13 protein-coding genes are annotated in these 13,583 nt (G+C 75.0%); 6 read left to right on the forward strand and 7 right to left on the reverse strand.

All coding sequences use genetic code 11. The annotated features are described in order from the left end of the window. Positions 1-71: 71 nt before the first annotated feature. Entirely contained in the window at positions 72-1,277 is a 1,206-nt protein-coding gene (locus ABZ806_RS33550; RefSeq protein WP_500221471.1) for an ROK family protein, read from the reverse strand. A gap of 89 nt (positions 1,278-1,366) precedes the next feature. Between ABZ806_RS33550 and xylB the strand changes: the two genes are divergently transcribed. Next, positions 1,367-2,764, forward strand: coding sequence for a xylulokinase (gene xylB / locus ABZ806_RS33555; protein WP_500221472.1), 1,398 nt, complete (start codon positions 1,367-1,369; stop codon positions 2,762-2,764). A gap of 11 nt (positions 2,765-2,775) precedes the next feature. Beyond that, on the forward strand, positions 2,776-3,936 hold the full coding sequence (gene xylA, locus ABZ806_RS33560; RefSeq protein WP_500221473.1) for a xylose isomerase: 1,161 nt from the start codon (positions 2,776-2,778) through the stop codon (positions 3,934-3,936). Between the two features lie 28 nt (positions 3,937-3,964). Here the strand turns inward: xylA and ABZ806_RS33565 are convergent, their stop codons facing one another. Then, positions 3,965-4,582: a TetR/AcrR family transcriptional regulator gene (locus tag ABZ806_RS33565; protein WP_500221474.1), complete on the reverse strand. Its 618-nt coding sequence runs from the start codon at positions 4,580-4,582 to the stop codon at positions 3,965-3,967. A gap of 65 nt (positions 4,583-4,647) precedes the next feature. Between ABZ806_RS33565 and ABZ806_RS33570 the strand changes: the two genes are divergently transcribed. Further along, positions 4,648-5,766 carry an FAD-dependent oxidoreductase gene (locus tag ABZ806_RS33570; protein WP_500221475.1) on the forward strand — a complete coding sequence of 373 codons (1,119 nt, stop codon included), beginning with the start codon at positions 4,648-4,650 and terminating at the stop codon, positions 5,764-5,766. Here the strand turns inward: ABZ806_RS33570 and ABZ806_RS33575 are convergent, their stop codons facing one another. From ABZ806_RS33575 to ABZ806_RS33590, 4 genes are read right to left on the reverse strand one after another with little or no spacing between them, the layout of a single operon-like run. Next, positions 5,767-6,978: an ABC transporter permease gene (locus tag ABZ806_RS33575; RefSeq protein WP_500221476.1), complete on the reverse strand. Its 1,212-nt coding sequence runs from the start codon at positions 6,976-6,978 to the stop codon at positions 5,767-5,769. Continuing rightward, the gene (locus ABZ806_RS33580) at positions 6,975-7,664 is read right to left on the reverse strand and encodes an ABC transporter ATP-binding protein (protein ID WP_500221477.1); all 690 of its coding nucleotides are present in this window, start codon (positions 7,662-7,664) and stop codon (positions 6,975-6,977) included. The genes ABZ806_RS33575 and ABZ806_RS33580 overlap by 4 nt, the downstream gene beginning before the upstream one ends. Beyond that, the gene (locus ABZ806_RS33585; protein WP_500221478.1) at positions 7,661-8,704 is read right to left on the reverse strand and encodes a peptidoglycan-binding protein; all 1,044 of its coding nucleotides are present in this window, start codon (positions 8,702-8,704) and stop codon (positions 7,661-7,663) included. The genes ABZ806_RS33580 and ABZ806_RS33585 overlap by 4 nt, the downstream gene beginning before the upstream one ends. Then, the gene (locus ABZ806_RS33590) at positions 8,704-9,246 is read right to left on the reverse strand and encodes a hypothetical protein (RefSeq protein WP_500221479.1); all 543 of its coding nucleotides are present in this window, start codon (positions 9,244-9,246) and stop codon (positions 8,704-8,706) included. Before ABZ806_RS33590 ends, ABZ806_RS33585 begins: the two co-directional genes overlap by 1 nt. A gap of 168 nt (positions 9,247-9,414) precedes the next feature. On the opposite strand from ABZ806_RS33590, the gene ABZ806_RS33595 reads away from it, so the two are divergent. Genes ABZ806_RS33595 through ABZ806_RS33605 form a run of 3 tightly spaced genes read left to right on the forward strand, consistent with a single transcriptional unit; the run spans position 9,415 to position 11,838 of the window. Next, positions 9,415-10,071, forward strand: coding sequence for a response regulator transcription factor (locus ABZ806_RS33595; protein WP_500221480.1), 657 nt, complete (start codon positions 9,415-9,417; stop codon positions 10,069-10,071). Continuing rightward, positions 10,068-11,318, forward strand: coding sequence for a sensor histidine kinase (locus ABZ806_RS33600; protein ID WP_500221481.1), 1,251 nt, complete (start codon positions 10,068-10,070; stop codon positions 11,316-11,318). The genes ABZ806_RS33595 and ABZ806_RS33600 overlap by 4 nt, the downstream gene beginning before the upstream one ends. Positions 11,319-11,328: 10 nt before the next feature. After that, on the forward strand, positions 11,329-11,838 hold the full coding sequence (locus ABZ806_RS33605) for a mycothiol transferase (protein WP_500221482.1): 510 nt from the start codon (positions 11,329-11,331) through the stop codon (positions 11,836-11,838). A 13-nt stretch (positions 11,839-11,851) separates the two neighbouring features. Here ABZ806_RS33605 and ABZ806_RS33610 read toward each other — a convergent pair whose 3' ends face one another. Further along, positions 11,852-13,570: a sensor histidine kinase gene (locus ABZ806_RS33610; RefSeq protein WP_500221483.1), complete on the reverse strand. Its 1,719-nt coding sequence runs from the start codon at positions 13,568-13,570 to the stop codon at positions 11,852-11,854. Positions 13,571-13,583: the final 13 nt, after the last annotated feature.

Here is a 13,583-nt window from a genome sequence, read left to right on the forward strand (position 1 = left end):
GCTCCGTTGACCTGCGGCGTGTTGTTGTTATGAGCCGCCGGATAACAACAACACGCCGCAGGTGAACGGGTTCAGAGGAGGAGGGCGGGGTCGGCTATCACGCGGTCCACGACCAGGCCGGCGGCGCCCAGGACGGCGGCGCCCTCGGCCAGGCCGGAGACCTCGACGGGCGGGGCGCCGCGCCGCAGCGAGCCGGAGCCGTTCGCGAGGACGGCCTCCAGCGGCGGGCGGATCCAGGCGGCGAGCGGGGAGAAGACGCCGCCGAGCACGATGGTGTCGGGGTCGATCAGGTTGACGACCGAGGCGAGCGCGCCGCCGAGCGCCCGGCCGGCGCGGGTCACCGCGTCCAGCGCGGCCGCGTCGCCGGCGGTGAGCCGCTCCACGAGCCGGCCGAGCGAGCCCTCCGGCCCGCCGGCCGGCCGCGTCACGGGCAGCCCGGCCGCGCGCAGCACCGCCTCCTGGCCGGCGACCTGCTCCAGGCAGCCGCGCCCGCCGCACGAGCAGGGCGGCCCGGACGGGTCGGCGACGAGATGCCCGAGTTCGCCGGCGAAGCCGTGCGCGCCGCGGAACACCCGCCCGTCCACGACGATGCCGGCGCCGATCCCGATCTCGCCGGACACGTGCACGAAGTCGCCGAGGCGGGCGCCGCCGCCGAACCACAGCTCGCCGAGCGCGGCGAGGTTGGCCTCGTTGTCGTACTCGGGCGGCAGCGCGGTCGCGAGGCCGGGCGCGCCGGTGACGGGGACGTCGCTCCAGCCGAGGTTCGGGGCGTGCCGCACCACGCCGTTGTCGCGGTCCAGCAGGCCGGGCAGGGCGACCGCGGCGCCGGCGACGGTGAGGCCCTGCCCGGCGGCGGCCGCGACCGCCTCGGCGGCGAGCGCGGACAGCGCGGCGAGGACGGCGCCGGGCTCGCGGCCGCGGTTGCCGGAGCTGATCACGTGCCGGTAGCGGACCTGCTTGGCGAGATCGAGGACGCACGCGGCCAGGTAGTCCACGTTCACCTCCAGGCCGAGCCCGGCGGCGCCGTCGCCGTGCAGGGACACGCCCACGCCGGGGCGCCCGCGCTCCCCCTCGTGGACGGGCGCGCCGTCCCGGACCAGCCCGGCGCCCTCCAGCAGGGCGACGAGGTTGGACACGGTCGTCTTGGTGAACCCGGTCAGCTCGGCGAGCCGCGCCCTGGTCACGGGCTGGTGGAGGGCCACGTGCTCCAGGACGACGGCGAGGTTCCGCTCGCGCATCGTCGCGTGCCGGACGGGGGCGTTCGCGGACTTTGTCATGAATCAACCCTAAATGAAGCGCGACTATAGGCAGGGCCGTGGCCCTCTGCTACGTTAATTAGTCCAAGCTGTTTACGAAAGGGGGCGGGATGGCCGAGGGCCTGGTGGCGGGCGTCGACTCCTCGACGCAGTCGACGAAGGTCGTCCTGTGCCGCGCGGCGGACGGCACCGTGGTGGCGGAGGCGTCCGCGCCGCATCCGGACGGCACCGAATGCCATCCCGACCACTGGTGGGGCGCGCTCTCGCAGGTCCGGGAGCTGCTGGAGCGGGCCGACGCGGTCGCCGTCGCCGCCCAGCAGCACGGCATGGTCGCGCTCGACGGCGCGGGCGAGGTCGTCCGGCCCGCGCTGCTGTGGAACGACACGCGGTCGGCTCCGCAGGCCCGCGCGCTCGTCGGGGAGCTCGGCGGCGCGGCGTCGTGGGCGGAGCGGACCGGCAGCGTCCCGCGCGCGTCGTTCACCGTGACCAAGCTGCGGTGGATGGCCGAGAACGAACCCGCGAACGCGCGCCGCACCGAGCAGGTGATGCTCCCGCACGACTGGCTGACGCTGCGGCTCGGCGCGTCCGAGCCGGTCACCGACCGGGGCGACGCGTCCGGCACCGGCTACTGGTCCCCCGCGGCCGGCGCGTACCTGCCCGACCTGCTGCGCGCCGCGCTCGGCCGCGACGCCGCGACCCCGCGCGTCGCCGCGCCCGGCGCCACGGTCGGTGAGACGCCCTGGGGCGCGGCGCTCGGCGCGGGGACGGGCGACAACATGGGCGCCGCGCTCGGCCTCGGGCTGCGGACCGGCGACGTCGTGGTGTCGATCGGCACGTCCGGGACGGCGTTCGCGGTCGCGGACGGGCCTGCCGCCGACGCCTCCGGCCTGGTCGCCGGGTTCGCCGACGCCACCGGCCGGTTCCTGCCGCTCGTCGCCACGCTGAACGCCGCGCGGATCCTCTCGTCCGCCGCCGCGATGACGGGGGCGTCGCTGGAGGAGCTGTCCGCGCTGGCCCTCGCCGCCGAGCCCGGCGCCGGCGGTCTGACCCTGCTGCCCTACCTGGACGGCGAGCGCACCCCCGACCGCCCGGACGCGACCGGCGTCCTCGCGGGCCTGACCACCGCGAACGCGACGCGCGAGAACGTGGCGCGGGCGGCGGTGGAGGCGCTGCTGTGCTCGCTCGCCGACGCGGTCGACCACCTCGCCGCGCAGGGCGTCCGGCCCCGCCGCACCCTGCTGATCGGCGGCGGCGCCCGCTCCGGGGCCGTCCGCACCCTGGCCCCCGCGATCTTCGGGACGCCGGTCACCGTGCCCGAGCCCGCCGAGTACGTCGCGCTCGGCGCGGCCCGCCAGGCGGCCTGGGCACTCGCCGGCACACCGGAACCGCCCGCATGGCCCGCACCGCCGGCCACCGAACACACCGGCACCGAACACACCGGCGGCCGCACCGCGGCGGACGTCCGCGCACGCTACGCCGCGCTGCGCGACGCCGCCCCGGAGATCTGAGGAGGAACCCCATGACCGACTACGCACCGACGCCCGAGGACCGGTTCTCGTTCGGCATCTGGACCGTCGGCTGGCAGGGCGTCGACGTGTTCGGCCCCGGCACCCGCCCGCCGATGCCCGCCGACCGCGCCGTCCGCAAGCTCGCCGAGATCGGCGCCTACGGCGTGAACTTCCACGACAACGACGTGTTCGACTTCGACGCCTCGCCCGGCGAGCGGCAGGAGAAGGTCGGCGCGTTCCGCAAGGCGCTCGACGAGACCGGCCTCGTGGTCACCACCGCCACCACCAACCTGTTCGGGCACCCGATCTTCAAGGACGGCGCGTTCACCGCCAACGACCGCGACGTCCGCCGGTTCGCGCTCCGCAAGGTCATGGACAACCTCGACCTCGCCGCCGAACTCGGTGCGAAGACCTACGTGTGCTGGGGCGGCCGGGAGGGCGCCGAGTCGGGTGCCGCCAAGGACGTCCGGGCCGCGCTGGACCGTTACAAGGAGGCGTTCGACGTCCTCGGCGACTACGTCGCCGACCAGGGCTACGACCTGCGCTTCGCGATCGAGCCGAAGCCGAACGAGCCGCGCGGCGACATCCTGCTCCCCACGATCGGGCACGCCCTCGCCTTCATCCAGACCCTGGAGCACGCCGACAAGGTCGGCCTGAACCCCGAGGTCGGGCACGAGGAGATGGCCGGGCTCAACTACGCGCACGGCCTCGCCCAGGCGCTGTGGCAGGGCAAGCTGTTCCACATCGACCTGAACGGGCAGACCGGCCCCCGCTACGACCAGGACCTCCGCTTCGGCGCCGGCAACACGCGCGGCGCGTTCTGGGTCGTCGACCTCATCGACGGCAGCGACTACAGCGGCCCGATCCACTTCGACTTCAAGCCGCCGCGCACCGAGGACGACGAGGGCGTGTGGGAGTCGGCGGCCGCCTGCATGCGCAACTGGCTGATCCTGCGCGACAAGGTCCGCGCGTTCCGCGCCGACCCCGACGTCCAGGACGCCCTGCGCCAGGCCAAGCTCGACGAACTCGCCCGGCCCACCCTCGCCGAGGGCGAGGACTGGCGCGCCGTCCGCGGCGCCACCGCCGACGCCGACGCCCTCGGCGCCCGCCGCACCGCGTTCGAGCACCTCGACCAGCTCGCCCTGGAGCACCTGTACGGCGTCCGTTCCTGACGCCGCCGTTCCGCACGGAAGCCCGTCCCTACCTCCCTGGGGGCGGGCTTCCGCCGTGTCCTGCCGGGTCCAGTGCGCCGTTCACCATGGCTCGGGTGAGGGTGCGGGCTTCTTCTAGGGTCACCGTTTCTGCGGGGCGGGTCACCAGGCCGAACAGCGTGGCGCCGTAGAGGGTGATCAGTGCCTGCACCTGGGCACGGGACGTTTCCAGCCCCAGGTCGCGGTGCATCTGGACGGTGAAGTCGAGGGTGGGCTCTTCCAGGTGGGCCAGTGCCTCGCGCAGGCGGGGGCGGCGGGTGGCCTCCAGGGTCAGTTCGTAGACGGCCAGGTAGCGGGTGCGCTGCTCGGTGGCCGAGTAGTGGAGCGACAGGGCGATCAGCTCGATGAGCGTTTCACGGTCGACGGGGGTGGATGTTCCGCCGGTCGCCGCCGTCATGTCCTGCTTGTGCAGATCGATCACGCGGTCGGCGGCGGCCTGGAGTAGAGCGTCCCGGCTGCGGAAGTAGTTGGACGCCGTGCCCGGCGGGAGGCCGGACCGCTCGTCCACCGAGCGGTGGCTCAGGCCGTGGATCCCGGCGTGTCCCAGCACCTCGATCGCGGCGTCGGCGAGGGCGCGTCGGCGCTCCAGGTTCTGCGGTGGGGGCACCCCGCCAGATTACCACTAGGGAGTCAGTACTATCATCGTAGTGATAACGAGCCTCGGGAGGCGTCATGCGGGTACTGGTGATCGGTGCGGGAGTCGGGGGGCTGGCCGCGGCCGCCGCGCTGCTGGCGGACGGGCACGAGGTGCGCGTCGCCGAGGCGGCGGACGCGCCGCGCACCGGCGGGGCGGCGGTGACGCTGTGGAGCAACGGGACCGGCGTCCTGCACGGCCTCGGCGTGTCGCTGGACGGGGTCGGCGCCCCGATCGACGTCCTGGAGCAGCTGTCCGAGGACGGACGGCGCCTGGTCACCATCGACGTCGCGCGGGCCGCGCGGGTCCACGGGCACCCGCACATCTGCCTGCCGCGCAGGCGCCTGCTGGAGCGGCTCGCGGGCGCCCTGCCGGGCGGGGTCGTCGAGTTCGGGCGCGCCTGCACCGGCGTCGTCCAGAAGGGCGAGACGGTGCGGGCCGAGTTCGCGGACGGGTCCACGGCCGAGGCCGACCTGCTGGTCGGGGCGGACGGGCGGCGCTCGGTGGTCCGCGACCACCTGTGGGGCGGCGATCCGGGCGAGCCGAGCGGCTGGGGCACCTGGCAGGGGCTCGGCGCCGTCCCGATCGGCCTGGTGTCCTCGCGCACCGGGCTGATGATCGCCGGCCGGGCCGGCAGCGTCGGGCTGATGCCCGCCGGGGAGGGGCTGCTGCAGTGGTGGTTCGACATGCCGTGGTCGCCGGACGAGCCGCCGCTCGCCGCGCCGCTCGCGGAGATCCGCCGGCTCTTCGGGCACTGGTGCGCGCCCGTGCCGGACGTCCTGGCGGCGGTCGGGGAGAGCGACGTGGAGCTCTTCCCGCACTACCGCCACCGCGTCCCGAGGACGTGGGGGTCCGGGCGGATCACGCTCGCCGGCGACTCCGCGCACTCGATGCCGCCGACCCGGGCGCAGGGCGCCAACCAGGCACTGGAGGACGCGTGGACGCTGGCGGCGGTGCTGCGCCGGACGCCGGGCGACGTGCCCGCCGCGCTGCGCGAGTACGAGCGGAGGCGCTCGCGCAAGGCGGGCATCGTCGCCCGGCACGCCGGCCGCGAGGACCTCAACCGGCTGCCCTCGTTCGTGTCGCGGCTCTTTCCCGACGGCCTGACCAGCGTCTACTACACGCGGTGGCTCGCGCAGATCAGCGACTTCCTGTGATCACGGGGCGGCTAGGGCCTCGGTGGGGGCGAGGCGGGCCGCCCGCACGGCCGGGTACAGGCCCGCGACCGCGCCGATGAGCAGGGTCGCGAGGACGCCCCCGGCCATCGCCCAGACCGGGACGACGGTCGGCCAGCCCTGCGTCACCGCGAACACGGCGGTGACGACGATGCCGATGGCGACGCCGCCGGCGCCGCCGAGCGCGGCCAGCAGCTGCGACTCGGTGAGGAACTGGAGCCGGATCTGGCCGCGGGTCGCGCCGAGGGAGCGGCGCAGGCCGATCTCGGCGCGGCGCTCCAGCACCGAGATCACCATCGTGTTGGCGACGCCGACGCCGCCGACCAGCAGCGCGACGCCGCCGAGGCCGAGGAGCAGGCCGGTGAACGCCTTGTCGGTGGCGTTCTGCGCGGCCAGCGCGTCGGAGGGCCGACTCACCTCGACCTCGGTCGGCGCCTGCGGGTTCGCGGTGGCGGCGAGCAGGTTCCGCACCTTCTCCACCGCGTCCTTGCGGGCGCGGGTGTAGACGGTGGTGGGGTGGCCGTCGAAACCGAGGTGCTCCGCGGCGGCGTCCCAGCCGACGAGGGCGGTGGAGTCCACCTCCGGCACCAGCTCGTTCGGTTCGAGGACGCCGACGACGGTGAACCACTGCGCGCCGAGCCACACCTGGACGTTCGGCGCGGCCACCCCGAGCCGGTCGGCGGTGTCCGATCCGAGCACCACGGCCGGGTACCTCGCCGTGCCCGCGTTGAGCCACGTGCCCGCGGCCATCCTGAGGCCGACGGTGTCCGGCAGGTCGAGGCGGGCCGCGAGGACGGCGATGCCGCCGTTCTCCCCCGCCGGGATGCGGTCGTTGCGGTAGACGCTGGTGTCGTCCAGCGTCGCGGTCGCCGACGCCGACTCGACGCCCGGCATCCGCCCCACCATGCCGACCGACGCCTCCGGCAGCTTCGCGTCCGCGCCGAAGAAGTCCCGGCCGGGCCCGACCGTGAGCAGGTTGGTGCCGAGCCGGTCGAGGGTGGCCTGGAGCTGGGCGCGGCTGGACGTCGAGATGCCGACCACGCCGATCATCGCGGCGATCCCGATCGCGATGCCGAGCGCGGACAGGAACACCCGCATCGGGCGGGACCGCAGGCCGAAGGCGCCGGTGCGCAGGACGTCGCGGGGGCCGAGCCGGGCCGGCGCGTCGCCGCCGGGCGGGGCCGCCGCGCTCATCGTGCGGCCTCCGCCCGCGCGTCGTCGTGGACGACGCGGCCGTCGCGCATCCGCACCTGGCGGGGCAGCAGCGCGGCGATGTCCCGGTCGTGGGTGATCAGCACGACGGTCGTGCCGCCGCCGGACAGCTCCCGCAGCAGGTCCAGGACGCCCGCGCCCGACGCCGAGTCCAGCGCGCCGGTCGGCTCGTCGGCGAGCAGCAGCGCGGGCTCCCCGACGACCGCGCGGGCGATCGCCACCCGCTGCCGCTCCCCGCCGGACAGCTGGTGCGGCCGGTGCCCGAGGCGGTGCCCGAGCCCGACGCGCTCCAGCGCGCTGCGGGCCCGGCGGCGCCGCCGCGCGAGCGGCACGCCCCCGTACAGCAGGCCGTCCGCGACGTTGTCCAGCGCGCTGACGCCGGCGGCGAGATGGAACTGCTGGAACACGAACCCGATCCGGCGGGCGCGCAGCGCCGACAGCCGCCGGTCGGTCAGCCGCGACACGTCCGTGCCCCGCACGAGGACGGTGCCGGTGCTCGGCCGGTCGAGCGTGCCGAGCAGGTGCAGCATCGTCGACTTCCCCGACCCGGACGGCCCGACGATCGCGACCAGCTCCCGCTCCGCGACGGTCAGCGACACGCCGTCCAGCGCCGTGACCCCGCCCGGATAGGTCTTGCCGACCTCCCGCAACTCCACGACCGGTGTCATGAGGGCACCCCTACCTTCATTCCTTCGCCGAGGCCGGATCCGGAGATCTCGACCCGGCCCTCGGTGAACACGCCGGTCTCCACCGGGACCGTGCGGACCCGGCCGTCCTCGACGACCTGGACGGCGTAGCCGCCGTCGCCCTGGGCGAGCAGCGCGCCGATCGGCACGGCGAGAACGCCGCGGTGCCGGTTCGCGGTGAGGCTCACTTTGACGGGCGCCTTGTCGTAGGAGCCGAGCGACTTCTGTGACGTGACCGATATCTCGACTTCGACCGTTGCGGGCTGGTCCTCCTTGGCCTTCTTCGCGACCTTCCCGACCCCGGTGACCCTTCCCTTGACGGTGTCGTCCGACGGCAGCTCCACCTTCACCTCGGCGCCCTTCTTCACGAGCCGCTGGTACCGGACGTCCAGGTCGACGGTCACGACGCGGGTCGTGCCGGTGTAGGTGAGGACGGGGCCGCCCGTCCGGTCCCCGACGTTCGCCCTGCGTTCGGCCACCCGGATCCGGCCGGACGCGACGACGGCCGCACCCGGCTCGACCCGGCCGGTCTCCGCGACGCCGAGGGCGTCCTGCCAGCGCTTCACCGCCGCGGCGGTGGCGGCGCTGTAGGTCTCGTCCACGGTGAACCCGGTGTAGCCGAGGGCCCGCAGGTTGCGTTCCAGCTGCTCGACGTCGTCGCCCTCCGTCCCGTCGGCGAGCGTCCTGTACAGCGGCAGCTTCCCGTACAGCAGCGGCACCGGCCCGTCGTCGACCCGGTAGACCGGCCGCCCCCGGGAGACCACCGCCCCGGGGGCGGCCAGCCAGGTCAGGGTGCCGCGACCGGCGGCGGTGACGGTGCGGGTGCCGCCGTAGCCGAGGGTCCCGTCGACGTCCTGGGTCTCGACGAGCGTGGTCCGCTCGATCGGCGCGGTCGCGGGCGGCAGCGAGCCGCGCGCGGCGGCGGGGTCGCCACCGCCGCCGAGGCCGGCGGTCGCGAGGCCCGCACCGCCGACCACGACCACCCCGGCCGCGCTCAGGACGATGGTGCGCGTCCTCGGCACTAGTCGTCGCCCTTCTTGCTGGACAGCCCCATCCCACCCGGCTGGAGCTTGTCGCATACTTTCTGCGCCGCCTTGAACTCCGTGCTCTCGGGGTCGATGCCGGTGCCGGGACCGGCCTTGAGCAGCATCGTGCCGTCGGGCTTGGGGTCGGGGAACTCGCCGACGCCGTGGTCGCGCATGCACTTGGAGAAGGCGCGCATCTTGGCGATCTCCTCCGGCTTGGGCTTGCGCGGCTTGCCGCCGTTCGGCATCAGGTGCGCGCACTTCTTCTGCGCGGCCTCCATCTCGGAGTCGTCCTTCGGGCCCGCGCCGGGCCCGCCGGGTTCGGCGGACGCTCGTATCTCGACCTTGCCGTCCTTCGGGTCCGGCATGTCCACCCCGTTCTTGCGCATGCACTGGGCGAACTCGCGCAGCTTCGCGTCGTCGCTCGCGCCCTTCGCGGTAGCGCTCCCACCCGCGCCGCCGCCGTCTCCCCCGCAGGCCTGCAGCCCGAGGACGAGGCCGGGGACGAGCGCCAGCGCCGCGAGCGTCTGTCGTCGCATCGGTCGTTCTCCTTGGTCGCCTCCGCCGGGCGGTGCGCCGGCGGCGGGGGCCAGTCCAGCGCCGGCCGGGTAACCCCGGCGTAACCGGATCGCGTTATGCCGGCGTTACGCCCGCTCCCCCAAGCTGGTCCCGGCAGGAACGGCGGCGCGGGACAGGGGGCGGCGGACGTGCGGGTACTGATCGCCGAGGACGAGCGGATGCTCGCCGACTCGATCGCCGAGGGGCTGCGGGCCGAGGCCCTCGCCGTGGACGTGGTCTACGACGGGGACGCCGCGCTCGAGCGCCTCGGCGTCAACGACTACGACGTGCTCGTCCTGGACCGGGACCTGCCCGTGGTGCACGGCGACGACGTGTGCCGCGCGGTCGTGGAGTCCGGCGCGCTCGTCCGGGTGCTGATGCTCACCGCCGCCGTCACCGTCCCGGCGCGGGTCGACGGGCTGCGGCTCGGCGCGGACGACTACCTGACCAAGCCGTTCGCGTTCGAGGAGCTGGTGGCGCGGGTGCAGGCGCTCGGCCGGCGGGCCCGCCCGGCGGCGCCGCCGGCGCTCGAGCGCGCCGGGATCCGGCTCGACCCGGCCCGCCGGGAGGTGTACCGGGACGGCCGGTACGTGCACCTGGCCCGCAAGGAGTTCGGGCTGCTCGCCGAGCTGCTGCGCGCGGAGGGGACGATCGTGTCCGCCGAGCGGCTGCTGGAGAAGGTGTGGGACGAGCACACCGACCCGTTCACCAACACCGTCCGGGTGACGCTGATGAAGCTGCGCCGCAAGCTCGGCGACCCTCCGGTCATCGAGACCGTCCCGGGAGTGGGGTACCGGATTCCATGACGCACCTCGGCGAGCGGCTGCGGCCGACGATCCGGATGCGGCTCACGCTGCTGTACACGGGCCTGTTCCTGTGCGCCGGGATCGTCCTGCTCGGGCTGACCTACCTGCTCCTGCAGAACAGCCTGCCGAGGAAGGCCGACCCGGTCGACGTGAACCAGGTCTTCACCAGCGGCCCCGCCGAGTGGTCGCTCACGCCGCCGCCCGGCGGGCCGCCCGCGGAGACCACCGTCCGGCGGGTGGAGGGGGTGCTGACCAAGGAGCGGGAGAACTACCAGCGCGAGACGCTGAACGCGCTGCTCACCCAGGGCGGCGTGGCGCTCGGGCTGGTGGCCGCGGCCGGGCTCGGGTTCGGCTGGCTGCTCGCCGACCGGGCGCTGCGCCCCGTCCACACGATCACCGAGACGGCGCGGCGGGTGGCGCGCAGCCACGACCTCACCGAGCGCATCTCCTACGAGGGGCCGCGCGACGACGTGAAGGAGCTGGCCGACACCTTCGACACCATGCTCGGCCGGCTGGCGCGGGCGTTCGACGGGCAGCGGCGGTTCGTGGCGAACGCCTCGCACGAGCTGCGCACCCCGCTCGCCATCAACCGGACGCTGGTGGACGTGGCGGTGCGCCGCCCGGACGCGACCGACGACGTCAAGCGGCTCGGCGAGTCGCTGCTGGTGGTGAACGGACGGCACGAGCGGCTCATCGACGGGCTCCTCACCCTCGCGGGCACCGAGGACGTCGTGGTGGACGCGGCGCCGCTCGACCTCGCGGAGGTGGCGGCGCACGTCCTGGAGCAGTCCGCGCCCGAGGCGCGCGAGCACGGCGTGACCACCGGCCGGCGGCTCGGCCCGGCGCCCGCGTCCGGCGATCCGGTGCTCGTGGAGCGGCTCGTGCAGAACCTCGTCGAGAACGCGATCCGGCACAACCACGACGGTGGCGAGTTGTCGCTCGCCACCCGCGGCCGGGGCGGCTGGGCCGAGCTGGAGATCGCCAACACCGGGCCGGCCGTCCCCGGCTACGAGGTCGAGACGATCTTCGAGCCGTTCCGGCGGCTCGGCAACGACCGGGTGCGCTCCGACCGCGGCTCCGGGCTGGGGCTGTCGATCGTCCGGGCGACGGCGACCGCGCACGGCGGCACGGTGACGGCCGCGCCGCGCCCCGGCGGCGGGCTCGTCGTGACCGTCCGGCTGCCCGCCCGCGCGCCCGCCGGCGAACAGGCCCCGCCCGGGCCGGGAGATCCGTCCCGATCGGGGTAGCGTCGTTCCAATGACCAGTGCGCAATTGCTCACCGACGGGTTCGGCAGGATCCGGGAGGTCGTCCACCGCGCGGCCGGCGGGCTCTCCCCGCGGCAGCTCGTCCACCGGCCGGCCGAGGGTGCCAACTCGATCGCGTGGCTCGTCTGGCATCTCACCCGCATCCAGGACGACCACGTCGCCGGAGCCGCCGGCACCGCGCAGGCGTGGACGGACGACGGCTGGGCCGACCGGTTCGGCCTGCCGTTCGACCCGTCCGACACCGGGTACGGGCACACGCCCGGCGATGTCGCGGACGTCCGGGTGGATTCGGCGGACCTGCTGACGGGCTACCACGACGCCGTCCACGACCGGACCGTGAAATACGTGTCCACGCTGACCGACGGCGACCTGGAACGCGTCGTGGACCGCGCATGGGACCCGCCGGTCACACTCGGGGTGCGGCTGATCAGCGTGATCTCCGACGACCTCCAGCACGCCGGCCAGGCCGCCTACGTCCGCGGCCTCCTCGAAGGCGACTGAACCGGCCGGGCGGCTAGGCGTCCTTGAGCGGGACCCGCCACACCAGGATCGTGCCGCCGCCGGCGCGGGCCCGGGTGCTGAAGGACCCGCCGAGGTCCTCGGCGCGCTCGCGCATGTTGCGCAGGCCGCTGCGGCGGCCGCCCGCGGGGATGCCGACGCCGTCGTCCTCGACCCGGAGCGTGAGGTCGTCGCCGACGTCGATGACGACGGCGGCCTCGCCGGCGCGGGCGTGCCGGGCCACGTTCGACAGCGCCTCCTGCACGACCGCGAGGAGCTGCTCGCCGACCGGATCGGCGACCGCGGTGTCCAGCAGCCCGGCGAGCCGCACCGACGGCGCGAACCCCAGGCGCTCGGCGGCGGCGTCGACCATCGCGTGCACGCGGCTGCGCAGCGACTCCTCGTCCGGCGGCGCCTGCAGCGCGAAGATGGTGGAGCGGATCTGCCGGATGGTGTCGTCCAGGTCGTCCACCGCCCGCTGCACCCGCGTCGCGACCTCCCGCTTCTGGGTGATCTTGATGGCGGCCATCAGCGTCATCGCGGTCGCGAACAGCCGCTGGATGACGGTGTCGTGCAGATCCTTGGCGATCCGGTCGCGGTCCTCCAGCAGCGCCAGCCGCTCGGTGTCGCGGCGCCGGTCGGCCAGCTCCAGCGCGACCGCCGCCTGCCCGGCGAACGCCTCCAGCAGCCGCCGCGTCCCATCGGAGAACAGCGCGCCGCCCGGCGGGTTGATCACGGTGATCGTGCCGCGCGCGGACGGGCCGGTGCCGAGCGGCACCACCAGCAGCGGCCCGACCGGCACGTCCGCCGGCGCGCCCGCCTCCCGCACCGCCGCCGAGCCGTCGGCCAGCCGCAGCGCGGTCCCCTCGGCGAACACCCGCCCCGAGACCGAGCGCTCCAGCACGAGCCGCTTGCCCCGCAGGTGGTGGGCGCCCTCGCCGTCCGCCGCCGCCAGCACGGCCGCGCGGCCCGTCTCGTCCACCAGCGTGACGCTGCTCAGCCGCGCGCCGGCGATCTCCCGGGCCCGCCGGGCGACGAGGTCGATGACGTCGTGGGTGTCGGTGCCCGACAGCAGCGCGGTGGAGATCTCGGCGGACGCCTCCAGCCACCGCTCCCGGCGCCGCGTCTCCTCGTACAGCCGGGCGTTCTCGATCGCGACGCCGGCGGCCGTGGCCAGCGCGGTCACCACGACCTCGTCCTCCTCCTCGAAGGGGCCGCCGCCGGCCTTCTCGGTGAGGTAGAGGTTGCCGAACACCTCGTCCCGCACCCGGATCGGCACGCCCAGGAACGTCCGCATCGGCGGATGGTTCGCCGGGAAGCCCGACGACGCGGGGTGCTCGGCGAGGTCCTGGAGCCGCAGCGCGCGCGGCTCCCGGATCAGCAGCCCGAGGATGCCCTCGCCGTGCGGCCAGTGCCCGATCGACTCGATCTCCTCGTCGCTCACCCCGGTCGTGACGAACCGGACGAGCCGCTCGCCCTCCTCCCCGATCACGCCGAGGGCGCCGTAGCGGGCGTCGACCAGGGTGGCGGCGGCCTCGGCGATGCGCCGCAGCACCGTCGCCAGATCGAGCTCGCCGCCGATCGAGACGACGGCCTCCAGCAGCGCGTGCACGCGGTCGCGCGTCGACCGGGCCGCCTCCAGCCGGGACTGCAGTTCGGCCAGCAGATCGTCCAGCTTCAGCTCCGGCAGGACGAGCCGGGCGCGCTCGGCGCCGGATCGGGACTCCTCACTCACACCGCCAGTATTC

Origin of the sequence: Spirillospora sp. NPDC047418 (assembly GCF_040643275.1) — a bacterium.
GTDB lineage: Bacteria > Actinomycetota > Actinomycetes > Streptosporangiales > Streptosporangiaceae > Spirillospora.